The 25,531-nt window shown below is 62.4% G+C and carries 25 protein-coding genes; 22 read left to right on the top strand and 3 right to left on the bottom strand.

Annotated features, from left to right (window positions below):
- The first annotated feature begins 20 nt into the window (after positions 1-20).
- Entirely contained in the window at positions 21-545 is a 525-nt protein-coding gene (locus VLL26_RS10020) for an O-acetyl-ADP-ribose deacetylase (RefSeq protein ID WP_342318929.1), read from the top strand.
- A gap of 9 nt (positions 546-554) precedes the next feature.
- Here VLL26_RS10020 and VLL26_RS10025 read toward each other — a convergent pair whose 3' ends face one another.
- Positions 555-2,273 carry a long-chain-fatty-acid--CoA ligase gene (locus tag VLL26_RS10025; protein ID WP_342318930.1) on the bottom strand — a complete coding sequence of 573 codons (1,719 nt, stop codon included), beginning with the start codon at positions 2,271-2,273 and terminating at the stop codon, positions 555-557.
- Positions 2,274-2,471: 198 nt separating this feature from the next.
- Between VLL26_RS10025 and VLL26_RS10030 the strand changes: the two genes are divergently transcribed.
- Genes VLL26_RS10030 through VLL26_RS10050 form a run of 5 tightly spaced genes read left to right on the top strand, consistent with a single transcriptional unit; the run spans position 2,472 to position 7,446 of the window.
- Positions 2,472-3,443: a MinD/ParA family ATP-binding protein gene (locus VLL26_RS10030; protein WP_342318931.1), complete on the top strand. Its 972-nt coding sequence runs from the start codon at positions 2,472-2,474 to the stop codon at positions 3,441-3,443.
- Between the two features lie 22 nt (positions 3,444-3,465).
- Positions 3,466-4,719, top strand: coding sequence for a D-inositol-3-phosphate glycosyltransferase (mshA, locus tag VLL26_RS10035; RefSeq protein ID WP_342318932.1), 1,254 nt, complete (start codon positions 3,466-3,468; stop codon positions 4,717-4,719).
- A 37-nt stretch (positions 4,720-4,756) separates the two neighbouring features.
- The gene (locus VLL26_RS10040) at positions 4,757-5,506 is read left to right on the top strand and encodes a phosphoglyceromutase (RefSeq protein ID WP_342318933.1); all 750 of its coding nucleotides are present in this window, start codon (positions 4,757-4,759) and stop codon (positions 5,504-5,506) included.
- A 15-nt stretch (positions 5,507-5,521) separates the two neighbouring features.
- On the top strand, positions 5,522-6,757 hold the full coding sequence (locus tag VLL26_RS10045; RefSeq protein WP_342318934.1) for a sensor histidine kinase: 1,236 nt from the start codon (positions 5,522-5,524) through the stop codon (positions 6,755-6,757).
- Entirely contained in the window at positions 6,754-7,446 is a 693-nt protein-coding gene (locus VLL26_RS10050) for a response regulator transcription factor (RefSeq protein ID WP_342318935.1), read from the top strand. The genes VLL26_RS10045 and VLL26_RS10050 overlap by 4 nt, the downstream gene beginning before the upstream one ends.
- Here VLL26_RS10050 and VLL26_RS10055 read toward each other — a convergent pair.
- The gene (locus VLL26_RS10055; protein ID WP_342318936.1) at positions 7,428-8,333 is read right to left on the bottom strand and encodes a hypothetical protein; all 906 of its coding nucleotides are present in this window, start codon (positions 8,331-8,333) and stop codon (positions 7,428-7,430) included. The genes VLL26_RS10050 and VLL26_RS10055 overlap by 19 nt on opposite strands.
- A gap of 33 nt (positions 8,334-8,366) precedes the next feature.
- Here VLL26_RS10055 and VLL26_RS10060 point away from each other — a divergent pair, with 33 nt between their 5' ends.
- The 5 genes from VLL26_RS10060 to VLL26_RS10080 all read left to right on the top strand — a co-directional run bounded on the left by VLL26_RS10060 (position 8,367) and on the right by VLL26_RS10080 (position 11,775).
- A complete protein-coding gene (locus VLL26_RS10060) occupies positions 8,367-9,344 on the top strand; it encodes a Ppx/GppA phosphatase family protein (protein ID WP_342318937.1) in 978 nt (325 codons plus the stop codon).
- Positions 9,344-10,213 (top strand): hypothetical protein, encoded by an 870-nt coding sequence (locus VLL26_RS10065; RefSeq protein ID WP_342318938.1) that lies wholly within the window; start codon positions 9,344-9,346, stop codon positions 10,211-10,213. Before VLL26_RS10060 ends, VLL26_RS10065 begins: the two co-directional genes overlap by 1 nt.
- A 22-nt stretch (positions 10,214-10,235) precedes the next feature.
- Positions 10,236-11,069 (top strand): pyrroline-5-carboxylate reductase, encoded by an 834-nt coding sequence (gene proC / locus VLL26_RS10070; RefSeq protein WP_342318939.1) that lies wholly within the window; start codon positions 10,236-10,238, stop codon positions 11,067-11,069.
- A gap of 192 nt (positions 11,070-11,261) precedes the next feature.
- Complete coding sequence (locus tag VLL26_RS10075; protein ID WP_342318940.1) at positions 11,262-11,453, top strand: helix-turn-helix domain-containing protein; 192 nt, start codon at positions 11,262-11,264, stop codon at positions 11,451-11,453.
- Between the two features lie 220 nt (positions 11,454-11,673).
- Complete coding sequence (locus VLL26_RS10080; RefSeq protein ID WP_003855542.1) at positions 11,674-11,775, top strand: 30S ribosomal protein bS22; 102 nt, start codon at positions 11,674-11,676, stop codon at positions 11,773-11,775.
- 174 nt (positions 11,776-11,949) lie between these two features.
- Here the strand turns inward: VLL26_RS10080 and VLL26_RS10085 are convergent, their stop codons facing one another.
- The gene (locus VLL26_RS10085; RefSeq protein WP_342318941.1) at positions 11,950-12,999 is read right to left on the bottom strand and encodes an HAD family hydrolase; all 1,050 of its coding nucleotides are present in this window, start codon (positions 12,997-12,999) and stop codon (positions 11,950-11,952) included.
- A gap of 120 nt (positions 13,000-13,119) precedes the next feature.
- Here VLL26_RS10085 and VLL26_RS10090 point away from each other — a divergent pair, with 120 nt between their 5' ends.
- The 11 genes from VLL26_RS10090 to VLL26_RS10140 all read left to right on the top strand — a co-directional run bounded on the left by VLL26_RS10090 (position 13,120) and on the right by VLL26_RS10140 (position 25,514).
- Positions 13,120-13,359, top strand: coding sequence for a glutaredoxin family protein (locus tag VLL26_RS10090; protein ID WP_342318942.1), 240 nt, complete (start codon positions 13,120-13,122; stop codon positions 13,357-13,359).
- A 49-nt stretch (positions 13,360-13,408) separates the two neighbouring features.
- Entirely contained in the window at positions 13,409-14,734 is a 1,326-nt protein-coding gene (locus VLL26_RS10095; protein WP_342318943.1) for a glutamyl-tRNA reductase, read from the top strand.
- Between the two features lies 1 nt (position 14,735).
- The gene (hemC, locus tag VLL26_RS10100; protein WP_342318944.1) at positions 14,736-15,617 is read left to right on the top strand and encodes a hydroxymethylbilane synthase; all 882 of its coding nucleotides are present in this window, start codon (positions 14,736-14,738) and stop codon (positions 15,615-15,617) included.
- 193 nt (positions 15,618-15,810) lie between these two features.
- Positions 15,811-17,511 (top strand): uroporphyrinogen-III synthase, encoded by a 1,701-nt coding sequence (locus VLL26_RS10105; RefSeq protein WP_342318945.1) that lies wholly within the window; start codon positions 15,811-15,813, stop codon positions 17,509-17,511.
- A 16-nt stretch (positions 17,512-17,527) separates the two neighbouring features.
- Positions 17,528-18,529 (top strand): porphobilinogen synthase, encoded by a 1,002-nt coding sequence (gene hemB / locus VLL26_RS10110; protein WP_342318946.1) that lies wholly within the window; start codon positions 17,528-17,530, stop codon positions 18,527-18,529.
- Positions 18,522-19,100, top strand: coding sequence for a hypothetical protein (locus VLL26_RS10115; protein ID WP_342318947.1), 579 nt, complete (start codon positions 18,522-18,524; stop codon positions 19,098-19,100). Before hemB ends, VLL26_RS10115 begins: the two co-directional genes overlap by 8 nt.
- Positions 19,101-19,120: 20 nt before the next feature.
- Complete coding sequence (locus VLL26_RS10120; protein ID WP_342318948.1) at positions 19,121-19,603, top strand: hypothetical protein; 483 nt, start codon at positions 19,121-19,123, stop codon at positions 19,601-19,603.
- Positions 19,604-19,606: 3 nt separating this feature from the next.
- Positions 19,607-22,165, top strand: a complete 2,559-nt coding sequence (locus VLL26_RS10125; RefSeq protein WP_342318949.1) for a heavy metal translocating P-type ATPase — start codon at positions 19,607-19,609, stop codon at positions 22,163-22,165.
- Between the two features lie 38 nt (positions 22,166-22,203).
- On the top strand, positions 22,204-23,256 hold the full coding sequence (gene hemE / locus VLL26_RS10130) for a uroporphyrinogen decarboxylase (protein ID WP_342318950.1): 1,053 nt from the start codon (positions 22,204-22,206) through the stop codon (positions 23,254-23,256).
- Positions 23,257-24,630, top strand: a complete 1,374-nt coding sequence (locus VLL26_RS10135; RefSeq protein ID WP_342318951.1) for a protoporphyrinogen oxidase — start codon at positions 23,257-23,259, stop codon at positions 24,628-24,630. It abuts the gene before it with no gap.
- 119 nt (positions 24,631-24,749) lie between these two features.
- The gene (locus VLL26_RS10140) at positions 24,750-25,514 is read left to right on the top strand and encodes a DedA family protein (protein ID WP_342318952.1); all 765 of its coding nucleotides are present in this window, start codon (positions 24,750-24,752) and stop codon (positions 25,512-25,514) included.
- The last annotated feature ends 17 nt before the right edge of the window (positions 25,515-25,531 follow it).

Here is a 25,531-nt window from a genome sequence, read left to right on the forward strand (position 1 = left end):
GACCGTCTAGCCTGGCAAATATGAAGTGTGAGGTTGTTTCAGGCGATATCACCGCCCAAGAAGTCGACGTGGTGGTCAACGCCGCCAACCGCACCCTGCTCGGTGGCGGGGGAGTCGACGGGGCGATCCACCGCGCCGGTGGGCCCGAAATTGTGCGAGAGTGCGAAAAAGTGCGGCAAAGCCAATGGCCCGAGGGTTTGCCTACAGGCGAAGCCACGGCCACGACCGCAGGCGACTTGGCGGCGCGCTGGGTAGTCCACACCGTCGGCCCTGTCTGGTCGACATCGAGGGACACATCGGCCCTGCTGGAGTCTTGCTACATCCGCAGCTTGGAAGTCGCCGACGGACTCGGCGCGAAAACCATCGCGTTTCCTCTGGTGTCTGCCGGGGCGTATGGCTGGCCAATCCCAGATGCGGCCCGCATCGCCGTTGATGCAGTGCGCGCATACGCGAAAGCGCACCCGGACTCCGCAGTGGAGCGGGTGCGCTTTGTTGGCTATAGCGCCGCAACGTACGCGGCGCTCACCGAGGCGTTGGTGCGCTAGTTCCTCGCTTTACTCGGCGTCACCGACCTCCGCGTCGTCGCCCTTTTCCAACAGGTCGATCAAGGCCTGCTGGACTTCACGGCGGCGAATCTTGCCCGTCATGTCGCGGGCCAGTTCCTCGAAGTGGTAGAACGTGCGCGGCACCTTGTAGGCGGTGAGGCGCTCACGGGCAAAGGAGCGCAGCGCGTCCGACTCAATGACCGCACCCTCGCGCAGCGTCACGCAGGCGACGACATCCTCGGAGCCGTCGGAGCGGGGCCTGCCAACAACGGCCGCGTCCTCGATGTCCGGGTGTTCCTTGATCACCTGTTCCACCTCGTCAGGATAGACGTTAAAGCCGCCGGTGATGATCATTTCCTTGATGCGGGAAACCAAACGAATGTAGCCGTCGGGCTCCATGATGCCCATGTCGCCGGTGCGGAACCAGCCGTCGTGGAAAGCGTCCTCGGTGGCTTCCGGCTTGTTCAGGTATCCCTTAAACACCTGCGGGCCGCGGGCCAGCAGCTCGCCGGGCTCGCCGTCGGGCATCGTCTCATCCAAGTTGTCGGGGTTGGCGATGCGGATTTCGGTATTTGGGAAGGGCAGACCGATGTAGCCGGGGCGGTGGTTGCCATCCATCGGATTGGCCGTAAGGATTGGGGAAGTCTCGGTCAGGCCGTAGCCCTCCACGAGCACGCCGCCGGTGATGGACTCCCACTTCTCAATCGTGGACTTCGGCAGCGTCGACGCGCCCGAGAAGGAGTTGCGGATGGACGGGTAGCGCTTGCCATTTGCCAGCGCCCCCTCCGCGATCTTCTCGTAGAGCGTGGGCACGCCTGGGAGGAAGGTCGGTGGGTTGTTCTTCAGCGCCATGGCGATCAGCTTCGGCTCCGGCGCCGGCACCAAGATCATCTCCGCGCCGATGCCGAGAGCGAGGCCGAAGTTCAAGGCGAGGCCGTAGACGTGGAACAACGGCAGGATCGTCAGGATTTTCTCGCGCTCCTTGCCCAGGTCCTTGACCCAGTACAGGCCAGCTTTGAGAACGGCGTTGAGGTTCGCGTGGGTTAGCTGCGCGCCTTTCGGTGGGCCCGTGGTGCCGGAGGTGTAGAGGATGAGCACCGTGTCGTCCGGGGTGATGTCCTCGCAGGGCTCGAATTGGTCGTCGATGAGCGCCGACTCCCACGGCAGGGTGGTGGTGGTCGGAGCGGAAAGCTTATCGCGCATTTCTTTGAGCGGGCCAACCGGAACCTTCAGGGCCAAGCGCATAGGCAGCGGCATCGCCTCGATCATATTGACCGAGATGATGGTGGACAAAGGAGCGTCGCGGCGGATGGTGGAGACGGTTTCTGCCGCCTTGTCCCACACGATGGCTACTTTCGCGCCGTGGTCCTGGAACTGTGGGGTGAGCTCCGCGGCGGTGTAGAGCGGGTTGTGCTCCACCACGATGGCTCCCAGGCGCATGATTGCGACGAAGGCGATGACGTGCTGCGGGCAGTTCGGCAGCATCACCGCGACGCGGTCACCCTTTTTCACCCCCAGCTCCTGTAGTCCGGCGGCGAGCTTGTTGGCCTGCTCGTTCACGTCGGCGTAGGTCATGGTCTGGCGGAAAAACCAGGTGGCGACGCGGTTGGAATGGCGCGCCAGGTTGCGCTCATATACATCCACCAACGTGTCGTTGCCGAGTTCTACTTCGTGTGGGGTCCAGCGGGCGTAGTGCTGGAGCCACGCCTTTTCCTCAAATGCGCCCATTAAACACTTCTCCTTATCGGTTAGCGGCGGTTCATTGGAAACTATTGTAGGGCAATGTATCGTGTTGCGATTCACTATTTTCAGAGCAATGTGATTCGCGCTATAATTGCCGAGGTTGTCGGGCTGCAACGACGCGGCACTTCAGATAGATTGCAAATCGTCTGCCGTGGACAACTCGGGGAAATACAGGGGGAAAACATGACCACGCACGTGCAAGGGGAGCGCATCCACCTCGGGGTCAACCCGGGGCTTGACCAGACGGCACTGATCAAGCCAGTCAAAGCAGCGCCGCGCAAAGGGTGGCGCAAGCTGGTCCATTCCGCGTCGCGGGGCAGGTTAAACCCGGGGGCGTCGGAAAGCGAACTGCGCGAAGACGAACTCGACACCGCAATCCGCGCGCCGCTGCGCGGCGACTACCGCATCGCCGTGATGTCGCTCAAAGGCGGGGTGGGCAAAACAACCACGACCGTTGCCCTCGGCGCCGTCTTCGCCCACAACCGGGGTGATCGCGTCATCGCCATCGACGCCAACCCGGATTTGGGCACCTTGGCGCAGCGCGCCGCCGCCGGTGCCCCCGCAACCATCCGTGATCTGCTCGTCGCACCAGACACATCGCGCTACCCACACATCCGTTCCTTCACCAACCAAGCCACCTCGCGGCTGGAAGTCATCGGCTCCGAGCGCGACCCAGCGATCAGCGAAGCTTTCAGCGAAAGTGACTACCGGCGCGCCGTGGACATCCTGCAACATCACTACAACGTGATCCTCACCGACTGCGGCACAGGTTTGATGCACTCCGCGATGGCGGGCGTGCTCGACCTGGCCAACGCCCTCGTTTTAGTCACCTCACCCGCGCTTGACGGGGCGCAGTCCGCTTCCGCCACCCTGGATTGGCTCAACCTGCACGGCTACGACCAACTGGCAACCAACTCCGTTGTTGTCATCTCCGCCTTGGTGCCGGGGCAGCCGAGCGTCGACGTCGGCAAGCTCTCCGAGCACTTCCGTGCCCGCACCCGAGCCGTGTGCTCCATCCCCTACGATCGCCACCTCGCCGAAGGAAGCGTGATCGACATGGAACGCATCGCACCCGCCACCCGCGCCGCCTACCGGGAGCTCGCCGCCACCGTCGCCGCCGATTTCGGCGCCTGGCACCGCCACGCCGTGAGGTAGCCACCCACTAACCTCTGTAGGTATGCGCGTTGCGATGATCTCCATGCACACCTCCCCCCTGGAACAGCCGGGGGCAGGTGATGCCGGCGGTTTAAATGTTTACGTCATCAACATTGCCACCCAGTTGGCGCGTCGGGGCGCCACGGTCGACATTTACACCCGCGCCGCCCGACCCAGCCAAGGAGAGATCGTTCAAGTCGCGCCGAACCTGCGGGTGATCAATGTTGTCGCCGGGCCGTATGAGGGACTGAGCAAAGAGGAACTGCCCACGCAACTGGCGGCCTTTGCCGGCGGGATAGTCCAGTTCGTGCGGCACCACACGCTCACCTATGACCTGATCCATTCGCACTACTGGCTGTCCGGACAAGTCGCGTGGCTGCTGTCCGATCTGGCGCGGGTGCCGCTGGTGCACACCGGCCACACCTGGGCGGCGGTGAAAAACGCGGCACGCACCACCGAAGGTGAAGCGCGGCGCATTTGTGAGCAGCAGTTGGTCGACAACGCGGATTGCCTAGTGGTCAACACGCCGTATGAAAGCGCGGAGCTGGCGCGCCACTACGACGTGGAGACGAGCAAGATCAGCGTGGTTACCCCTGGCGCCGACACCGACTTATTTAACCCGGGCACCAACCGCAACACGGAGCTCGCCAGGCGCGATTTGGGCCTTCCGTTGCACGCGAAGGTGGTGGCTTTTGTTGGCAGGCTGCAAGATTTCAAAGGCCCGCAGGTGCTCATTAAAGCGGCCGGGGAGCTGGTGCGTGAGCAGCCGGAGCTGGCGTTGCGCCTGGTGATGTGCGGTGGGGCGTCGGGAAGCGACTCCAGCGTCGAGCATTACCGCGCCCTGGCGCGCGAGGAAGGGTTGGGCCGCTGTGTTCGTTTCCTCGGCCCGCGCCCGCCGGAGGAGCTGGTGAGCATTTACCAGGCGGCCGACGTGGTCGCTGTGCCCAGCTACAACGAGTCCTTCGGGCTGGTTGCGGTGGAGGCGCAGGCGACGGGAACCCCGGTCGTCGCCGCGCGCGTAGGTGGATTGCCGCTTGCTGTCGACGACGGAAAAACAGGGGTGCTTGTCGACGGCCACGACCCCCGCGACTGGGCCCGTAGCCTGGCCATGTTGCTTGCCGACGACCCCACGCGCATCGCCATGGGCAAAGCCGCCGTCACCCACGCCGCCGGGTTTAGTTGGGCCGCCGCCGCGCAGCGGCTGGAGGCTGTCTACCGCGACACCCTCGCCTCCTTCCGCCCAGACGGGGAAAAGCGCAGCGCGTTCGGCGGATAACAGCGCGCCACGGCCCGCATCATGGCATGCTGAAACCATGGGTAATGGAAAGCTGATTTTGCTCCGCCACGGCCAGAGCACATGGAATAAGTCCAACCAGTTCACCGGTTGGGTGGACGTCGACCTTACCGAGCAGGGCGAGAAGGAGGCAGTCAACGCTGGAAAACTGTTGGCTGAGAAAAACGCGCTGCCCGACATCGTGTTCACCTCTTTGCTGCGCCGCGCGATCCGCACCGCCAACATCGCGCTCAACACCGCCGATCGCCACTGGATTCCCGTGGTGCGCAACTGGCGTCTCAACGAGCGTCACTACGGCAAACTTCAGGGCCTGAATAAAACGGAAATCCGCGAGGAGTTCGGCGAGGAACAGTTCATGTCCTGGCGCCGCTCCTACGACACCCCGCCCCCGGAGATCGACACGGACAATCAATACTCCCAGTCCGAGGATGCACGCTACTTCTTCCTGCCGGTTGTGCCTCGCACCGAGTGCCTCAAGGATGTCGTCGAGCGCTTCATCCCCTATTTCATAGACGTGATTCGCCCCGAGGTTCTGGCCGGCAAAACCGTCATGGTCGCCGCGCACGGCAACTCCCTGCGCGCGCTGGTGAAGTACCTTGACAACATCTCCGACGAAGACATCGCCGACCTTAACATTCCCACCGGCATGCCACTGGTCTACGAGATGGACGCGCAAGGAACGGTGCTCAACCCGGGCGGCACTTACCTCGATCCGGAGGCTGCGGCCGCCGGTGCCGCAGCGGTGGCCAACCAGGGCACCCAGAAGTAGGACCAGAACGCCGGCTTGTCACCCGCTCTCGCATTCATCCTCGGAATAGTCCTGACCGTGCTCGCTGTGCCTGTGGCGCAGCGGGTCGGCAGGTGGCGGGATCGCCACCTGGCCCAGCAAGTGCCCGAGGAACCACAGGTCTCTACCATCGGCCAAGTTCTTCACCTGGCCGTGCAGGGCTCGCCCACCGGTGTCGCGGTGATCAACCGCTCCGGGCGCGTCCTTTTGTCGAACTCGCGGGCGCACGACATGGCGCTCGTCCACGACCGGACGCTAAACCCACAGGTGTGGAAAGCCGCCGAAGCGGTATTCGCGGACCAAGAGGACCGCGTGCTGGAGATCGCCATGCCCAAACGCGCCACAGGCAGCAGGATCCGCAACGTCAGCGCACTGGTCAAACCACTGACCCTGGCGGACAATTCCTTCGTGGTGGCTTACGGTGCCGACGAGTCGGAAAACGTCCGGATGGAATCCGCCCGCCGCGACTTCGTGGCAAATGTCTCCCACGAGCTGAAAACCCCAGTTGGCGGCATTGCGCTGCTGGCGGAGGCGCTGCTGGAGGACCCAACCGACCCGGAGATGGTTACGTATTTTGGCGGCAAGCTGGTCAAGGAATCCCACCGCATGGGGGAGATGATCACCGACTTGATCTCCCTGTCCAAACTGCAGGGAGCCGAGGCTTTGCCGGATATGGCGCCGGTGCGCGTGGACGACGTCATTGACGCGGCGATCCAACGCAACCAGGTCAGCGCCGACAACCGAGAGATCGAGCTGAACCGTAGTGCATGCACCGGCGTGTCAGTGATGGGGGATAAAGCACTTCTCATCGCGGCGGTGTCGAACCTGGTGTCCAACGCAATCAATTACTCGCCGAATAACCAGCCGGTGAGCATCACCCAAAAGGTGGTGCGTGACTCAGTGGTGCTCATCCGCGTCACCGACCGGGGTATCGGTATTTCCCCGGAAGACCAAAAGAGGGTTTTTGAACGCTTCTACCGCGTTGACAAGGCCCGCTCGCGTGCAACTGGGGGAACGGGACTGGGTTTGGCAATTGTTAAACACGTCGTGGCCAACCACGGCGGTAATATCAAGTTGTGGTCTCGTCCCGGGACCGGCTCGACGTTTACCATCGAGCTGCCCATCTACACGCCGATCGCTTTGAGCGTTGAGACGGGGCGGGAGGAGTCGTCCGGGGTCCGTAAGGCCGTCACGCGGGTGGCGGGCCGTCGAAAGGAAAAGGAAGAGCAGTGACGACGAAAATCTTGATCGTAGAAGACGAAGAATCTCTTGCTGATCCGTTGGCTTATTTGCTGGGAAAGGAAGGGTTTTCCAGCGTCGTGGCGGGCAACGGGGCAGAGGCGCTGGAGAAGTTCGAGGGCGGCGGCATTGACCTTGTGCTGTTGGATTTGATGCTGCCCGGTATGAGCGGTACGGAGGTGTGCCGCCGTCTGCGTGCGGTTTCTTCCGTTCCCATCATCATGGTCACGGCCCGCGACTCGGAGATTGACAAGGTTGTTGGCCTTGAACTTGGGGCCGACGATTACGTGACCAAGCCGTACTCCACCCGCGAGCTGGTTGCTCGCATCCGTGCGGTGCTGCGGCGCGGCCCGGAGGTCGAAGAGGTCGAGGACAACGATGGGCAGATCATCCAGGTCGGTCGAGTCAAGATGGATGTGGAAAGGCACACGGTGCTTGTCGACGGCCAACCGGTGCCCATGCCCCTGAAAGAATTCGACCTTCTCGAATACCTCATGCGCAACGCCGGGCGCGTGCTCACCCGCGGCCAGCTCATCGACCGGATCTGGGGCGCAAACTACGTCGGCGACACCAAAACCCTGGATGTGCACGTCAAAAGGCTGCGCACCAAGATCGAGGTGGAACCTTCTCGGCCGAAGCAGCTTGTGACGGTGCGCGGCCTGGGCTACAAGCTCGAGGCCTGAACTGTGGCCGGGTGGGCGCTGCGGGCGGCGGCGGGAAGCGCGGCGCGCGCCCGGCAGTGCGCGGCGAGGATCTCGTAAGGTTTCTCCCCAATGAGCTCCGTGAGCTCATCTTTCATTGACTGCCACAGCGGAATACCGCCGTTGGTGCCGGGGGAATGGCAGGACGGAGAAGCGGTACACCACCAGTCGAACTCCTCACCGCCACCGCCCCACTGACGACGGTGGTACTCGCCGATGGTGGTGCGCAAAATTTCGACACCGTCGGGGCGCTCCTCCCACGCATCCTCGCGCGAAAAAGGCACCTGCCAGCACACCTCCGGCTTGGAACCGATAATGCTGCGTCCCTCCGCCATCGCCCACTGGTGAAGCGCACAGCCAGGGCCGGTTTCCGCGTCGGCGCGGTTGGCGAAGATGCAGGCGCCGTCGACAAGCTTCGTTTTCAAATGCGGGCCGTCCGGATCCTCCTCCGGGTCCGTGTCGTCCCACTCGAGCCACGGTTCAACAACGGTAGGGTCTGCGTTCGCAATGTAGGAATCGACACCGGGCGGCCGCAACTGCCAGTACTTCTCCGGCATTTCCACCACCGCGTTATACACCACATCGCGGTCGTGTTCGTCGGACAGGTAGGCGCCGTGAATGCAACAACCCACCACCGGATTCGACTCGTCGATACCCAAACACTCAGGGGAGCCGAAACGGCAAGACCAGGTAGACTCCGCCCAGGTCAGGTCAATAGTGAAGTAGTGTGTGGGGTCGTCCGGGTGGACGAACTCGAACCAATCGCGCGGGAAATCGGGCGGCACTTCACGCCCCGCCTTGATCGATTTGCCCGCCGGGGAGGAAGCGGGAAAGCCCAAAAGCACGGGTTGAGAAGATGGTTGATTCACACCTCAGTACGGTAGACCCACTACGCTGTGGGTGTGCGACTAGGTGTATTAGATGTAGGCAGCAACACCGTCCATCTCGTGGCGGTGGATGCCCGTGCTGGCGGGCGCCCAACCCCAATGAGTGACTGGAAACAGCCTCTGCGTCTGGTGGAGCAGCTTGACAAGCACGGAAACATTGAGGACAAAGGCATCAACAAACTAATTGACACTGTCCGAGAAGCAAAGGACCTCGCCGAAAACCTCAAATGTGGGGCGTTTCTTGCTTTCGCCACCTCCGCCGTGCGCTCCGCGACCAACTCGGAGGATGTCTTGCAGCGAGTGGAAGAATCCACGGGGGTACGCCTCGACGTCCTCTCCGGCGAGGAGGAAGCGAGGTTGACCTTCCTCTCCGCGCGCCGCTGGCACGGCTGGTCAGCCGGGCGCATCACCAACCTTGACATCGGCGGCGGCTCCCTCGAAATTGCCAGCGGAGTGGAGGAAACACCGGATCTGGCTGTTTCCCTGGATCTCGGTGCGGGCCGTTTAACCCACCAGTGGTTCGACACCGACCCGCCGGAGCGCAAGAAAATTAACATGCTCCGCGACTATATCGACGCCGAACTTGCCGGCCCCGCCCAAGAGTTCCGCGCACTCGGCGAGCCGGGGCTGGCTGTGGGTACCTCGAAAACTTTCCGTTCCCTGGCACGCCTTACCGGCGCGGCACCCTCATCGGCTGGCCCTTTCGTGCGCCGCAGCCTCACCGCGCCCGGCCTGCGCCAGCTCATCGCGTTTATTTCCCGCATGACGGCAGCCGACCGCGCAGAGCTGGAAGGGATCAACGCAGACCGCTCCCACCAGATCGTGGCGGGTGCCTTAGTTGCGGAAGCCGCCATGCGGGCACTTAAACTTGATAAATTGGATATCTGCCCGTGGGCACTGCGCGAAGGCGTTATCCTGCGGTGGATTGATCAGGGTCACCTTGGAAATGACATGCCAAGGCGCGCCGACGCTACGCAAGGAGATGACAACTAATGTCTGATGGCAAGCAGCTCACCGTTGCCGAACTCCTCGCCCGGGCCGGGAATACGGGGAAGGCACCGGCACGCCCCCGTCGGCGCCGCAGCTTGGAGGACGGAGGAGTCTCCGTCGCCGAACTGACGGGTTCGCTCAAGAAGGTGGAGGCCCGCCCAGCGGAAGCTAGGCATTCAAATGTGCCTCTTGACGCCCCAGAAAAGCCTGCGACGGCTAACCAGGTTGCGCAAAAGTTGGCCCCGAAGCCGGCCGATAAGTCAGCCCCGATACCCGAGCTAAAGGTCGGTGATTTCAGCAAGGTCAGCGCCCCCTCAGCGAAGGCTGCCGTGGAAGATACCGCCGTCATTCGACGCATCGAGCCCGAGGAGTTAGAGCCTCAAGCGCAGGGCAGCAAGGCACAGACTGCGCCTGTCGAGGCAGACAAGACCGCCGAGACCGCTAAAACCGCCGAGACCGCTAAAACCGCCGAGACCGCTAAAACCGCCGTGGCAGACAAGCCCACCGTGGCAGACAAGCCCACTGTGGCGGTTAAGACGGCGATTAAGACCACCGAGACTGCACCTGCAAAGCCTGCAAAGCCTGCAAAAACGGCGTCCAGTTTTGGGACGCGAGACGAAGAGGAGATTAAGCCGCTCCTTTTGGTGCTGCTCATTTTCGGGGGCCTAGCAGTCGGTGTGGTCGGGTTCCTCGCATTCCAATGGGTGTGGACGAGCCTGTCCACGATCGCCGCGGTCCTGCTTGCGCTGGCGACCGTCGTTGCGGTCGTTTTCGGTGTGCGCGCCTTGCGCACTGGCCGCGACGGGCTCACGATGACCATGGCGGCTGTCGCTGCCGCCGTGATGGCTTTCGGTCCTGCCTTGCTCGTGTGAAGCTTTGTGGCACTCTTGGGGCATGAACTCCAAGCCAACTGATTTTGTTGACAAGATCGCCGTCATCGGCGCTGGAAACATTGGGCAGGCCCTCATCTCGGGTCTCGTTGCCGCGGGGGTGGAGCCGCTGCGTATAACCGCCACGAACCGCAGCCGTGAAAGCGGTGAGGAGGTGGCACAGCGCTACGGTGTGGTTACCACCGACGACAATACGGAGGCCGTTTCCGGCGCTGATGTGTGCTTTTTGTGCGTTAAGCCGAAGCAGATCCCGGCCGTGATCGAGGAAATTAGTGACACTCTCGCCCGCAATGAGGTGTCGACTGTGTTGGTGTCCATGGCGGCGGGTGTGACCATTTCGGCGATGGAGGGTGCCGCTTCGGCTGCGGGCACCCCTGTTGCCCGCGTCATGCCGAACACCCCCATGTTGGTGGGTAAGGGGGTGCATCTTGCGTCTTTTGGTCGCTTTGTTGAGGCTGATCAGCGTCGTGTGATCCTGGACATGCTTTCGTGTACGGGTCAGGTCGTGGAGCTTGATGAGTCGCTTATCGACATCGCCACTGCGGTGTCCGGTTCGGGCCCGGCGTATTACTTCCTTCTCACTGAGGCGCTTATCGACGCCGGCGTTTCCCTTGGCCTGCCCCGCGATACCGCGGTAAAACTTGCTACCGCCACCGCCGCGGGTGCTGGGGAAATGCTTCTTGGTGAGCAATCGCCCGCGCAGTTGCGTCATGCGGTGTCATCTCCTGCGGGAACGACTGTTGCTGCGATCCGTGAGCTGGAGGAGTCGGGGCTTCGGGGCGCGTTGTATCGTGCCACGGAAGTGTGTGCAGACAGGGCCCGTGAACTGGGTTCTTGATGTTGCTGCCGAAGCATCGCACTCTGTTGTCACACTGGTAACTAACAGTTGACTATCTGAACTTTGAAAATTTTTTGACACTTGAGTCGCAACCTCCGCTCGATTCACGCTAGGCTGGTTTCAGCACGTGCGTGTTCGTCCTGTGGGAGGGGAAGCCTACAGCGCGACCGTGCTTGAAGGGTTAATTTATCTATGTCTCATGAAGAAAAAGGCAAGTTCCTTACAGTCGCCGAGGTCGCTGAGATCATGCGCGTCTCCAAAATGACGGTTTACCGTCTCGTTCACTCTGGTGAGCTACCAGCGGTGCGCGTTGGCCGCTCCTTCCGCGTCAATGAGAAGGCTGTCAACGATTACCTCGACGATTCCGTCTACGACGTCGGATAGGCGCCTGCTGAGTACTACGCCGCCCGCGCCCTGACTTATGTGCAGGGCAAGGGCGGCGCAGTTTTTGGTCTGTCACCGTGCGGTCGGTATGCTGTGAACATTCATGCCGGTGGCGCGTTGGCTGCTGGGAGTGTGCACGCTCCCGCGTCAGCAGCGGCCCCCGCTGCTCCGTAGCCGCTGGCAGGTCTGTACGTACAAACACGAGAAACGAGGAAACCTGATGGGTTCGGTCATTAAGAAGCGCCGCAAGCGCATGTCCAAGAAGAAGCACCGCAAGATGCTGCGCCGCACGCGCGTTCAGCGCCGCAAGCTCGGCAAGTAACGCCTACCCCACCCCGTCTCACCGTTGGAAGCTGCGTGAGGCGGGGTTTTCTCGACCCTCGGTGGCTACGTCTCAGGCTGAGTATCCGGCGAGTTTTTGCCGAAGGGTCGAGTTGAGCCCTTGCGTTGTGATCCGCTCCCGGCCCATCGGCCAGCAGTTTTTGTCCACCTGGTTTTAGCTGCGCCGCGAGGAACCCACATATCGAACCAGGCCCACTCCAGCTACCCCCAGCCCCACCAGCGTCCCGACGCCAGCCCAACTGCGGATGAAGCGCCGCACGGAGCGGTATTCGCGTACATCCCAGCCCGCGTTTTTGGCGTGGGCGTGAAGTTTGCGGTCGGGGTTTATTGCGACGGGGGTGCCGACCATTGACAGCATAGGTACGTCATTGATGCTGTCGGAATAAGCGGTGCATTGTGAGAGGTCGAGTTGCTGGAGGGCGGCCAGCGCAGCGACGGCGTGCTTCTTGCCGGGCCCGTGGAGGATGTCTCCGACGAGGTGGCCAGTAAATACTTCTCCATCATCTTCGACGACCGTTCCCAATGCGCCGGTAAAGCCGAGGCGTTCAGCGAGTGCTTGGCCGATTTGTACTGGGGTGGCGGAGACGAGCCACACTTGTTGGCCGGCGGCGATGTGCATGGCGGCCAGGTCGATGGTGGATTGGTAGACCTTGTTGACCATTTGCGTATCGACAATGTCGGAGCATAGTTGTTTGAGTTCCGCGACGGATTTTCCCTTGACCAATTCGAGGGCTTGTTTGCGCCCTTTGGCGATGTCTTGCGGGTTTTCGGAGCCGCTGAGACGGAAGCGGATTTGTTTGATCATGCCGGGCAGTAGTTCGCGCAGGGTGATGTATCGGGCTTTGGCCAAGCCGGCGGCAAGCAGGACGAGAGAAGAACCTTGGATGAGGGTGTTATCGATGTCGAAGAAGGCGGCGGCGTGGATATCTTGCGGAATGTCTGGGTCGGGGGAGGTTACGCGCGAGGCGCCTGCGGAGGCGAAGGCGCCGCCGACTGTGTCGACGCCAAGGCTGAATTCTTCCAGGCCCATTCCGAAGGCTTCGTGGACTGCGGCGGCAGCGGCGGCTTCGCCGGCGGCGCGTTGGGCATTGTCGTCGAGTGGTGGCAGGGCGGTGTCTTCAAGGAAGCGGCGGAGGTTGCCGTGGGAGGCGGACCATTGGGCGAGGAATTCGCGGCCGGAGAGGGGGAGGAATTCCGCGCTCATGGGGGAGTCAACCTTTCGTTGGAGGTGGGGAGTAGCGTTATTTATCGTAATTCTTCCCTAGGATGTGCGCTGGCCCGGCTGGTGCGCTCTGCCCTGGGGTGTCGTGGTTTGGGAGGTGCGATGCGGAAAGTGGAGTTGATGGTCCGTGAAAGCTGCGGGTCCTGCGCCAGGGTTGCGGAGCAGATTCGTCCGGTTGTTGAGGCGGCGGGGGCGCAGCTTTCGCTTGTCGACGTCGATGTTGCCGATGATCGGGAGCTGGCGATGGAATACGGGGATCGGGTTCCTGTCGTTGTCATTGATGGGGAGGAATTTGCCTGCTGGGAAGTCAATAATGATGACCTTGCCGCCGAACTCGCCTGATGGCTGGGCTATCCTTTAGTTTGATTTTTAACAATTCCGGAGGGATCTCGTGAGTGTTCTCGTCGTAGGGATGTCGCACCATTCGGCGCCGGTGACGTTGCTGGAGAAGCTGAGCATGGATGACACCGTGCAGCATTCGACCACGTCCGCCCTTCTCGAGCGGCCCTCCTTGTCCGAGGCGATGATCATTTCCACCTGCAACAGGTTGGAGGTCTACGCGGTGACCAATTCTTTCCACAGCGGCGTTGAGGATGTGTTAGGTGTGCTCGCCGAAACCTCTGGTGTGCCGGAGTCGGAGCTGCGCAACTACCTCTATGTCCGTTACGCCGACGCGGCAGCCGAGCACATGATGACCGTTGCCTCCGGCCTAGACTCAATGGTGGTCGGCGAACAGCAGATTATTGGGCAGGTGCGGGCGAGTTACCAAGATGCCGCCCAGCGCGGCACCGTGGGCCCGGGCCTACATTCTTTGGCGCAGTCCGCGCTGCACACCGGCAAGCGCGTCCACACTGAAACGAACATTGATGATGCGGGCGCCTCCATGGTCACTCTCGCGCTTGAGCAGGCCATGGCAATTATGGGAGTGAAGGATTTGCGTGGCAAATCCGCTCTGGTGCTGGGTGCGGGGGCGATGGCTTCGCTGTCTGCCACACATTTGGGCAAGCTGGGGGTGCAGCGTCTCGTCGTGGCCAACCGCACCCGGGAGCGAGCCGAACGCCTGGCGGACCACGCCAGGCAGGCCGGTGTGGCGACCGAGGTGGTTGACTACGCTGACCGTTCTGCCGCGCTGCGCCGGGTCGACATCGCGATCTCCGCGACCGCCTCCGGCGGGTTTACCATTACGGCCGAGGATCTTTCAGGGCCCATCATGTTGGCTGATTTGTCCCTCCCCCGCGACATCGATGACGAAGTGACCCGCATTGAGGGGGTTCACCTGGTTAACATCGAGTACCTCCATAAGCAGGTGCTCGACGGCGACACGGAAGACAGCTTGGCCCATAAGGCCGCCGAGGCGATCGTCGCGGAGGAACTCGAGGCTTTCAGCTCCCAGCAACGCATCCGTGAGGTCGGCCCAGCCGTGGCGCAGTTGCGCCGGGCAGCCAATGAGGTCACGGAGTCGGAGTTGGCGCGGCTGCGGGCGCGGGTGCCCTCGCTCAACGATGAGGAGTTCGCGGCGGTGACCAGGGCGGTGCGTCGGGTCGTCGATAAGCTGCTGCACAACCCCACCGTCAAAATTAAGGAACTGGCGGCAAGCTCCGGCACCGTTAGCGTTGAAACGGCGTTGGAGGAATTGTTCGGTCTTGGTCGCTCCTCCGTGGCTGTTGACGTCACCCAATTGCCGCGGCTAAACGAGATCACCACGAAGGAGAAGTGACATGCTCAAGATTGGTACCCGCGGATCGAACCTGGCCATGACCCAGGCCGGGCACATGCGCGACGCAATCATGGCCACTGGTGCCGAGGCGGAGCTGAAAATTGTCAAGACCGCGGGGGACAAATCTATGGCGCCTGTTGAGCGCATCGGAGTGGGTGTTTTTACCACGGCGCTGCGCGACGCGCTTTTCGACGCCACCGTCGATGTCGCCGTCCACTCCTTCAAAGACTTGCCCACCGCGCCGGATGAGCGCGCCCACCTGATCGTGCCGAAGCGGGAGAACAACCGTGAGGCGCTCATTGCCCGCGATGGGCTCACCCTAACCCAGTTGCCTAAGGGGGCGCGCGTGGGCACCTCCGCGCCGCGCCGCGTCTCCCAACTGCGGGCGTTGCGCCCCGACCTGGACATCCGACCTCTGCGCGGCAACATCGAAACCCGCATGAGCTACGTCACCGATGGCGAACTCGACGCCGTCGTGTTGGCTTATGCGGGCCTTTCACGCGCCGGTTACAGTGCCCACGCCACTGAGGTTTTCGACCCGGAGGTGTTCATGCCCGCCCCGGCGCAGGGCGCGCTGGCCGTGGAGTGCCGCGCCGATGATGAAACCACCCGCGCCACCATCGACCACCTCGTCGACCATGAAGCTTCCATCTGCGCGGCTGCGGAGCGCCAGATCTTGGCCACCTTGCAGGCGGGGTGCACCGCTCCGGTGGCCAGCTACGCCACCCTCGACGAGGGAGTGATCACCCTGCGCGGCGGAGTATTTGCCACCGACGGCTCCGCCCAGCTTGTCGAGGAAGCGAGCGGCACCGACCCAGTCGAGGTGGGTCGTGCGGTTGCGCGGCAGCTCTTTGAGCGCGGCGCGGCTAGATATATGAACTGACGGATTTCGGGCAGGTTTTTGTTTCGTGGCCAGTTCACTTTAAGGTGTATCTAGCATACGGTGGACCGCCAGGTTTCAACCGGCCCTTACCGCAGTGGTGGGGCCGAACTTTCCGGCTGTCCATGTTCTTCCACGCCGTGGAAGACAGTAACCCATAGATCGCCTACCTACGCCTTTAGAAAAGAACTCCTTAATGACTATGCCCTCGATCACGCCCCAGCCGGGGAAAGTTATCTTTGTCGGTGCAGGCCCAGGCAACCCTGATCTGCTCACCGTCCGGGCACGTGAGGTTTTGGAATCTAACTCTATCGCGATCATCGACCCTGCTGTTCTTGAGGGGGTTCGAAAGGTCGTGGGCTCAAAGCTTCCAGTGCCGAAGGAAAAGGTGGATGCTGCAGATCGGCACTACGAGAAGATGTGCGCGGAGGCGAAAGCCGCCGGAGCGCGCCGGCGACCGCCCCGCCCGGCAGATCCAACCGCGGCGGCAATCGAGGAAGTCGAATTGGGTGCTGAGGGGGTCGTCGACAAGCTACGCGAAGCTCTGGCTGCCTCCGCGGCTGCCAGTGAGCGTGGCGAGGGCGGGGAAGGCCACGTGCTGCGCGTGGTCAGCGGCAACCCGCTGACCCGCGACGCCGTGCTGGAGGAGATCTCCGCCGTCGCCGCCGCCGACATCGAATTTCAGGTGGTGCCCGGCATGTCGTTGCCGTCCACGGTGCCTTCCTTCGCCGGTATCGCACTGGGTTCGACCTACACAGAAACAGATTTGGCGAACGATTCCGTGGATTGGGACCAACTCGCCGCCGCCCCGCAGCCGTTGGTATTCCAAGCACTTGAGGGGCAGTTGGAGACCATCTCCACCGAGTTGAAGGCGCGCGGATTCGCCGGATCCACACCGCTGACCGTGACCGTTAACGGCACCACCATGCTGCAGCGCACCTTCGATGCGACGTTGGAGACGGTGGGCAAGATCGACGCAGATCTCAGCGGCGATTTGGTGGTCACCATCGGCACTGCCGTCGACGACCGCACTAAGTACTCCTGGTGGGAAAACCGGCCGCTGTACGGTTGGCGTGTGCTTGTGCCCCGCGCGCAGTCGCAGGCCAATGTGATGAACGCCCGTTTGACCGCCCACGGCGCCATCCCGCAGTCTGTGCCCACGATCTCTATGGAGCCGCCGCGCAACCCGGCGCAGCTTGACCGCGCCATCAAAGGTATCGTCGAGGGCCGCTACCAGTGGGTCGTTTTCACCTCGGTCAATGCGGTAGCCGCAGTGTGGGACAAGTTCGCCCAGTTGGGTCTCGATGCCCGCGCGTTCGCCGGCGTTCACTTGGCCGCGGTTGGGGAAAAGACCGCGGAGGCGTTGCGCGCCCACGGCATGGACCCTGAGTTGCTGCCGCGCCGCACCAAGCAAAACGCCGCCGGTGTGGTCGAGGTTTTCCCCGAGTACGTAGAGGACATCGACCCTGTCTCGCGGGTTTTGCTGCCGCGCGCCGACCTTGGCACGGACGTGTTGGTTGACGGCCTCGTGGAAAAAGGTTGGGAGGTCGACGACGTTGTCGCCTACCGTACTGTGCGCGCCGCGCCGCCGCCGCCGGAAGTGCGCGACATGATCAAAACTGGCGGTTTCGATGCTGTGTGCTTTACCTCCGCCTCAACGGTAAGAAACCTGGTGGGCATCGCCGGCAAGCCGCACCCACGCACCATCATCGCCTGCATTGGCCCCTTGACCGCTGCTGAGGCGCGCGAACAGGGCCTGCGCGTCGACGTGGTGCCTGAGGTTGCGGATGTGCCTTCGCTTGTCGACGCCCTCGCGGCCCATGTCGCCTCCCTGCGCGCCGCCGGCCAACTGCCGCCACCGCGCAAGAAGCGCCGAACCCGACGCAAATCGAGCTAAGTCCTAGGATGGGGCCGTGTCTTTCTACGATATTTCCCGCCGTCCCCGGCGTCTGCGCCGCAGCCTTGCGATGCGTGAGCTTGTGTCGCAGACGCGCCTTCACCCCTCCGACCTGATTTTGCCGCTGTTCGTGGCGGACGGGCTCGATGACAAACGTGAGATCGCCTCGATGCCTGGTCAGTACCAGCACACCATTGAGACGCTCAAGGCGATCGGGCACGAAGCGCTTGAGGCCGGGGTGCGCTGCGTTGACCTGTTCGGTGTGCCCTTGGAGGAGGACAAAGACGCCGAGGGCAGCGCCGGTTTGCGCGAGGACGGTATTCTCAACCGCGCGCTGCGCGAGATGCGCGCCGAGTTCGGAGACGACCTTGTGATCATGGCCGACACCTGCCTAGACGAGTTCACAGACCATGGGCACTGCGGTGTCGAGGGCGTGGACAAGTACGGCAATCACGTTGTGCTCAACGACGCCACTGTGGACCTTTACGCGAAAATGGCTCTCGCCCAAGCTGAGGCAGGTGCCCACATTGTCAGCCCGTCCGGCATGATGGACGGCCAGGTCGCCGTCATCCGCGCCGCCCTCGACGAAGCGGGCTGGTACGACGTGGCGATCATGGCGTATTCGGCGAAGTACGCCTCCGCTTTCTACGGTCCTTTCCGCGACGCTGTGGGTTCTTCGCTCACCGGTGATCGCCGCACCTACCAGCAGGACCCGGCCAATGCGCGCGAATCTTTGTTGGAGGTGCAACTAGACATTGAAGAAGGCGCCGACATGGTCATGGTCAAACCGGCCATGCCCTACCTTGATGTGCTCGCTGAGGTTGCTACGTCCTCTCCGGTTCCGGTGGCCGCCTACCAAGTCTCCGGCGAGTACGCGATGTTGCACGCGGCGGCGCGCAACGGTTGGTTGGAGCTTGAGCGCACGATGATGGAGTCGCTGACCTCCATCAAACGCGCCGGCGCCGACCAGATCCTTACCTACTTCGCCATTGACGCGGCAAAGGCGCTCCATGGCTAGCATCCCGCCACTGACACCCGGCAAACACAGTCACTCCACCCCCGTCGCAGGAGCTGAAGGGTCAGAGAAAAAGCGCCCGGAGGTTTTGCGTCTGTTTCTGGCGTGCTCGACGGTGATGCTTGGGGCGGAGTTAATCCACCAGATTTTCGGTGTCGCCGCACTGCTTGTTGACCCGAGCGCCCTTCGTGAAAGCGCGCTTGAGGCTGCGCGTCGCAGCGGGGAGCAAGTCAGCGACACGATGGTCAACCTGTCTGTCTATACGTCGGTTGCGATGATGCTGGGTTTCCAGCTCCTCATCATTGGATTGCTTTCTTTCGCGGTACGTGCAGTGTCGCGCCGCAGCGGGTGGGCTGACAAAGCGCTGCGCCTTTTGCAGTTCTTCTCCGGGTTTTTTGCCCTGCGTATTCTGTTTTTGTTTGTGCTCACTCCGGAGTCCGCGGCGGTGCCGGTGGCTCTGCTTGCCGCCGACGGCGTCACCCAAATTATCGCGGGTGCCGCGGGAGCCTGCGCCTTCGTTTACTCTATGCGGGACGAGGTGCAAAAATTCGTGCATGCACCCAGCGAAAGATAGGTGGATCAACGATGGCCGGGATGTTTCCTACGATGGTCGGGGACCCCAACGACCCGAACCGGCGCTACGATCCGGAGGTCAGCGGGACGTGGCCTGCTGCGCTGCGAAACGGTTTCCGCCTCGCGCTAGTCGCCTCCGTGCTGATGCTTCTTACCGCTATGGTGGCGCTCTCTGCTGGATTTCCTCTCGGGGCCGATGAGGCTTTTCGAGCCCCGTTCATGCGCAACATGCGCTTCGTGGCCTTCGGCAATATCGTCCTTGCGCTCGGCTTAGTTGCGTGCGCGGCTCAGCTTCAACAAGGCTCTCGCGCTGCCCGACGCGCCATGGCTGGCTGTGCCGCCGCCAGTATCTTCCTCAACTTGGCAGGCTTCGCGCTGAAGGTGACTAGCTGGGCGTCTTTCCTCATCGCGATCCTGCTTGCGGTGGCCATGTGGCTTGTGTTTCGGCCGGTCGCCAACGGCTACTTCGACGAGCGCCATTCGCTGTGGAGGGGGGTGTCCTAGCCCGTGCCGAACAACGATCTCGACGACTACATAGATGCGGCTCGCACAGCCGCCCTTGACGCAGGCTTCGACCCCGACACCCCGCACGAAGACACCCGGTCCTCCTTCCGGCCCCACACGGCTTACGCCTTTGAACTCAGCGGGCTGACGGATGCGCCGCAACTTAAAGACATTGAAGATGCCCTGGGGCGCATCAACGGGGTCAGGGCGCGTTTGGTCTATCAGACCGCCACCGCCTGGGTGACCACCTCGGAGGACGTCAACTTAGAAAAAATTATCGAAGTTATCGAAAGCTTCGGTGTCAAAGCCCGCATGACAGATTCGACGCTGCGTCGCCGCGCCATCGGCCGCCGCGCCGCCGAGCACCCCATGCCGCGCCGCGGCACTCGCGGCATGACCGGCAAGATGCGCCGCCAACGCCGCGACGAAGAAGCCAACTTGGTGCGCGAGCGCGCCTCCGGCTTTTTGCGCGGAGAGCCGCGTCGAAACAACAGCGCCCACATAGACGTTTTGTTTACCGCCCGCGACATGGTTACCCCGCTGCGCATGTGGGTGGCCATCCTCATTACCGCCCCCGTGCTGGCGATGAGTTACCTGCCGCAACTCCAATTCGACGGTTGGCAGTGGGTAACCCTGGCCCTTGCTACCCCCGTCGCGTTGTGGTGCGCGTTTCCTTTCCACCGGGCTATGGCTGGCGGCGTGCGCCGCGGCATGTCCGCCCTCGACGGCGCCAGTTCAATCGCCATTATCGCCTCGTACCTGTGGTCGCTGATCGCTTTGGTATTTACCTCCACCGGGCACATCGGCTGGCATTCGCCGGGCGGGTGGTTGTCTGCCCACCGCACCGACGGCATGGAGTTATTTTTCGACGTCGTGTGCGGTGTCACGGCGATGCTGCTGGTGGGCCGCCACAACTCCACCCGGGTACGCTCCTACTTCCTGCAAGACATGGAGACTTTGCGCACCGGCCCGGACCACGAGTACACGGTGATCCGGCGTCGCCCCGGGGAAAAACCCGCCACGGAGAAGTTGCGGGCCCCGGAGATCAATCGTGGCTATGACGTCAAATTGGGCCCCGGCGAAATCATCCCGGTTGACGGCGATGTCGTGGGCGGGTCTTGTGAACTTGAGCGTCCGCTCATTGATGCCCGCGAACCCCTCGAAGCCAAAGTGGGTACCCGCGTTTACGCCGGCACAGTGATTAAAAGCGGCAGCATCAAGGTGCGTGTGGTGCGAACCGGCCACGCCACCCGCTGGGCGGCTGTGCAGTCGTGGGTTGAGGACGCCTCCCGGCGCGAAAACATGGCAACGATGCTGTCGACTCGCACCGCAGGCATGCTCATTCCCGCCGCCTACTTCATTGCCGTTTCTGATTTCGGCCTGTGGTTTCTCATCACCGGAAACTACAACATTGCTTTCGCCACCGCGATGTCCATACTCGCGGTGGTTGCGCCGGTTGCCCTGGCGATTTCCCCCGCCGTGGCGATTCGCCTCGGCATTGAGGCTGCGGCACGCAACGGCATTTTGCTTCGCGACGGCGAAACCTTCCGCGGCTTAGAAAACGCCGACACGGTCGTCTTTAACCGGGTGGGCACGCTCGTCACCCCGCAGATGATGGTGGAAACTGTCACCGCCGAACACGGCGAGGACCCAGATTTGGTGCTGCGCATCGCCGCGGCACTGTCCATGGAATCCCAACACCCCATGTCTAAGGCCCTGGTTAAAGCGGCGCGTGAGTCCCGCGACAAACGGGCCAAGGATAGTTCGATGCCGGCCTGGATTGAGCTGAGCAACAACGAGATCACCTCCGACGGGGACGTTAAGGGCCGCCTCACCCTCACCTACGAAAACGGTTCCGAAGGGGAAGAACACACAGAATCTTTCGACGCGAAGCTGTGGCGCCCCACCAACCTGTCGCGGCTGCACGGTCGTCTGGCCATCGCGGCGACCTCCGGCGGTGCGCCCGTCGTGGTGCGGTGGAAAGGTAAAGACCGCGGCGTGATCACCCTCTACGACCCTGCCAAACCCGACGCCATTGAAGCTGTGGAACGTCTAGAGGACATGGGCCTGGAAACGGTCATGCTCACCCGTGACACCTACCCTGTCGCCCGCCGCTTCGCTGACTTCCTCGGTGTGTCCAATGTGCTCGCCGGTATTCCCTCACCCAGCAAACCCATCGCGTTGCGCGCCCTTCGCAGCCAGGGAGCCACCGTCGTGATGGTGGGGGATCACACGATCGTCGACACCCTGCGAAGCGCGGACGTGGGCATCCTTTATGTCACGGAAGAATCGGTCAATGCGCGCCTGGGCAAAATGGAGCAGTGTGCGGAGGTCGTGCTGCTGCGCAATGACGTTACCGCTGTGCCTCAGCTCATTGAGTTGGCGCGCCGGGTCAGCGGCATCATCGACACCAACATGTTCTTCGCCTGGGCGTATAACTGCGTGGCTATCATCCTCGCTGTCGTCGGTGTCCTGCCGCCCGTCGGCGCGACATTGCTCATGCTGGGCAGCTCCATGTTTATCGAGCTGCGCTCCGCCCGCGCCCGCCGTTTCCCCACTTAGATTCACTCTTTTCGGGGGCGTCGGTAGTGTAGGCGAGTATGACCAAACGCGTGTTGAACCAGGCCCCCTTCATCGAAGCAGCAATGGGGCGAGTCCCCGAACGCACCCCGGTGTGGTTCATGCGCCAAGCCGGGCGTTCGCTGCCCGAGTACCGCTCGGTCCGCGAAGGCATCCCCATGCTCGACTCCTGCTTCATGCCGGAGCTGCTCGCGGAAATCACGATGCAGCCTGTGCGCCGCCACGATATGGACGCGGCGATCCTCTTTTCTGACATCGTCGTCCCGCTTAAAGCGGCGGGCGTCGACGTGGAAATAGTGCCCGGGCGCGGCCCGGTGATGGCGGAGGCGATCCGTTCGCAACAAGATGTAGACAAGCTGCCCATTCTTGAGCACACCGTCGACGAAGTTGCGCAGGGTATCAGGATCATCACCGATGAGTTGACGGAGAAACAGGCGCTGATCGGCTTTGTCGGCGCGCCGTTTACCCTGGCCAGTTACCTGATTGAGGGAGGGCCCAGCAAAAACCACGAAAAGACAAAAGCCATGATGCACGGCGAGCCGCAACTGTGGCACCGGCTCATGCGCCGGCTCGTGCCCACCATCACTGCCTTTTTGCGCACGCAGGTCGACGCCGGGATCGACGCCATGCAACTTTTCGATTCCTGGGCTGGTTTTCTCACCGAAGCTGACTACCGCGAACACGTCTTGCCCTACTCGGTGGAAATCCTCGGCACTGTCGCCGGCGAAATCCCGCGCATCCATTTCGGGGTGGCTACCGGCGAATTGCTCGGCGCCATGAGCGAAGCCGGCAGTGAAATTATGGGTGTGGACTGGAGGGTGCCGCTCGATACCGCTGCGAAACGCTTCGCGTCCCCGCGGGTTGTGCAGGGCAACCTTGACCCCGCGATGATTTTCGCAGGCCCCGACGTGGTGCGCTGCGAAGTCGCACGCATTAAGGCTGAGGCGCGCCGGGCCATCGAAGCTGGCGACGCCACAGGCCATATCTTCAACCTCGGCCACGGTGTGCTGCCCACCACCGACGCCGAAGCGATCACCGAAGCCGTCCGCATCATCCACCAGGAGAGCAATTAAGTGAAAATCGCCATCATCGGTGCCGGCCTCGCCGGCCTGACCGCCGCCTACGAGCTGCGCGACTCCGGCCACCAAGTCGATGTCTACGAGGCCACGGAACGCATCGGCGGCAAACTCCACACCGTCGCCTTCGACGGCGGGCCCACCGACATGGGGGCCGAAGCTTTCATGGCGCGGCGCCGCGACGCCGTCGAGTTCTTCACCGAACTCGGGCTTGCTGACTCGCTGCGTGAACCCTCCGGGTTAGGTTCCCTGGTCTGGGTCGACGGGACGGCCCTGCCGCTGCCGCGTGGCGGTATCATGGGCATCCCATCCTCGTCGGAAAGCGTCGCGCACCTCGTCTCGGAGGAGACAGCCAAACGTATCGACGCCGAAAGCGACCAGCCGGGATTCCATTGGGAAATCGGTGCAGATGTAAACGTCGGCAAGCTGGTGCGGCAACGCTACGGCGACGAGGTCGTTGACAACATCGTTTCGGCGCTTCTCGGCGGTGTCTACTCCTGCACCGCCGACGACTTAGGCCTGCGCGCCACCATCCCCCAACTCGCCGAAGAACTCGACCGCCTCGCTGCCAACGGCCCGGTCCACCTCAGCACCGCCGTGGCCAACCTGGAAAACGCCCGCAAGGAACTGCCCACCGGGCAAGGCGCCGTATTTAACACTTTCGCCGCAGGCTACCAACAGCTCTACGAAACCCTTGCCGAAAAATCCGGCGCCACCATCTACGTCGATGCCTTCATCTCCGGAATCACCGGAGACTCCGCCCAGGGCTACACGCTAAACGGCGGAGAACAAACCACCTACGACACGATTATCCTCGCCGTGCCCGCCCCCACTGCGGCGCTGCTGCTCAAGACAATCGCCCCGGCTGCCGCCACAGCGCTCACGGCCGTTAAACTCGCCGACTCCGTGGTCGTTGGGCTGCGTTTTGGCAGCGAGGAGGGCCTGCCGATGAACTCTGGAGTCCTCGTGTCCACCGAAGCAACCGGTGTGCGCGCCAAGGCGTTTACCTTCGCCTCCCGGAAATGGCCCCACCTTGCCGAACGCGGCGGAGCGCTCGTGCGCGCCAGCTTCGGGCGCTTCGGTGACACAATCGCCATCCGCGCCTCCGAGGACGACCTCGTCGACTGGGCACTCGACGATCTGAAAACCATCACCGGATTCGATGGACATGTCGCTGGGGTTGAAGAAATCTACGTCCAACGCTGGTTCGGGGGTCTGCCGCGCTTCGACGAACATCACCTTGACACCATCAAGGCTGTCAATAAGGAACTCGCTGGTGTTGCGGGTGTCTTTGTTACAGGTGCTTGGGTCAGCGGCGTCGGAGTGCCAGCGGTCATCGCCCATGCCCGGACGGTGGCTCAGGCGGTGTAGGCATTTTGTGCGGGCCGCTGAAATCCGTTGCTTGAAATGGGGTGCAGCGGCCCGTTCCGTTTTTGGAAATCTTTCCGCCACCGCAAAGGCAACCGCCGGAGGTGGTAGGTTCCTATCCCATGTCGAGCACCATTCCCAACCCAGCTAACAACCCAGCTAACAACCCAGCTAACACTCCAGAGCCACCCCATCCTGAGAAGGAGTGGTGGGAGGAAGATGGTTTGCCGTGGACCACGAAACCGACGAAGCAGGATTATTGGTGCCTCGGCTGGTTCGCTTTTGCTGGCCTGTTTGGGTTAGCGATGATCCCGCTGCGTGCGTGGCTGCTGGGATTGGATCCGCCGGTGATGTTGGCGTTGACGGGTTCGCGGTTGGGTGCGGCGTCGACGGGTGCGTTGGCGGCGGTGGGTCAGGCGGAGATGTGGCTGGCCTATTTGTTGATTGGTTCGTTAGTCGCCATCAAATTTGACTGGATTTATTGGTGGGCTGGCAAGCTGTGGGGACGTGGGATCCTGGAGGTGCAGGCAGGTCAGTCGAAGCGTGCGGCCCGCAATATCGCCCGGGTGGAGACGTGGGCGGTCAAGCTCGGCTGGTTGGGCATTTTCCTGGCCTACGTGCCGATTCCCCTGCCGATTGCGCTGGTGGTGTTCGTGCTGGCTGGCACGACAGGGATGAAGCTGTGGAAGTTTATGGTGCTGAACTTCGTGGCTAAGACGGTGTGGTCGTTGGGGTATTTCGCGTTGGGTCACTCGATCGGTGAGCCGGTTGTCTACGTGTTGGAGCAGTACGCGAAGGTGGCTAACTGGGTGGCGATTGTGCTTCTGGTGGTGATTTTTGTGGGCGCGATGCGCCGTCAACGCAAAACCCAGCGGGCGGTGAAGTAAAACTTTCGTATGGCCTA

The organism is Corynebacterium sp. BD556 (genome assembly GCF_038452275.1).
GTDB classification, from domain to species: Bacteria; Actinomycetota; Actinomycetes; order Mycobacteriales; family Mycobacteriaceae; genus Corynebacterium; species Corynebacterium mayonis.

Excerpts from the sequence above, each read along its gene's own strand:
- VLL26_RS10020 (WP_342318929.1), top strand. The coding sequence starts at position 21 with ATGAAGTGTGAGGTTGTTTCAGGCGATATCACCGCCCAAGAAGTCGAC.
- VLL26_RS10025 (WP_342318930.1), bottom strand. The coding sequence starts at position 2,273 with ATGGGCGCATTTGAGGAAAAGGCGTGGCTCCAGCACTACGCCCGCTGG.
- VLL26_RS10030 (WP_342318931.1), top strand. The coding sequence starts at position 2,472 with ATGACCACGCACGTGCAAGGGGAGCGCATCCACCTCGGGGTCAACCCG.
- mshA (WP_342318932.1), top strand. The coding sequence starts at position 3,466 with ATGCGCGTTGCGATGATCTCCATGCACACCTCCCCCCTGGAACAGCCG.
- VLL26_RS10040 (WP_342318933.1), top strand. The coding sequence starts at position 4,757 with ATGGGTAATGGAAAGCTGATTTTGCTCCGCCACGGCCAGAGCACATGG.
- VLL26_RS10065 (WP_342318938.1), top strand. The coding sequence starts at position 9,344 with ATGTCTGATGGCAAGCAGCTCACCGTTGCCGAACTCCTCGCCCGGGCC.
- proC (WP_342318939.1), top strand. The coding sequence starts at position 10,236 with ATGAACTCCAAGCCAACTGATTTTGTTGACAAGATCGCCGTCATCGGC.
- VLL26_RS10075 (WP_342318940.1), top strand. The coding sequence starts at position 11,262 with ATGTCTCATGAAGAAAAAGGCAAGTTCCTTACAGTCGCCGAGGTCGCT.
- VLL26_RS10080 (WP_003855542.1), top strand. The coding sequence starts at position 11,674 with ATGGGTTCGGTCATTAAGAAGCGCCGCAAGCGCATGTCCAAGAAGAAG.
- VLL26_RS10085 (WP_342318941.1), bottom strand. The coding sequence starts at position 12,999 with ATGAGCGCGGAATTCCTCCCCCTCTCCGGCCGCGAATTCCTCGCCCAA.
- VLL26_RS10090 (WP_342318942.1), top strand. The coding sequence starts at position 13,120 with ATGCGGAAAGTGGAGTTGATGGTCCGTGAAAGCTGCGGGTCCTGCGCC.
- hemC (WP_342318944.1), top strand. The coding sequence starts at position 14,736 with ATGCTCAAGATTGGTACCCGCGGATCGAACCTGGCCATGACCCAGGCC.
- VLL26_RS10105 (WP_342318945.1), top strand. The coding sequence starts at position 15,811 with ATGACTATGCCCTCGATCACGCCCCAGCCGGGGAAAGTTATCTTTGTC.
- VLL26_RS10115 (WP_342318947.1), top strand. The coding sequence starts at position 18,522 with ATGGCTAGCATCCCGCCACTGACACCCGGCAAACACAGTCACTCCACC.
- VLL26_RS10120 (WP_342318948.1), top strand. The coding sequence starts at position 19,121 with ATGTTTCCTACGATGGTCGGGGACCCCAACGACCCGAACCGGCGCTAC.
- hemE (WP_342318950.1), top strand. The coding sequence starts at position 22,204 with ATGACCAAACGCGTGTTGAACCAGGCCCCCTTCATCGAAGCAGCAATG.
- VLL26_RS10140 (WP_342318952.1), top strand. The coding sequence starts at position 24,750 with ATGTCGAGCACCATTCCCAACCCAGCTAACAACCCAGCTAACAACCCA.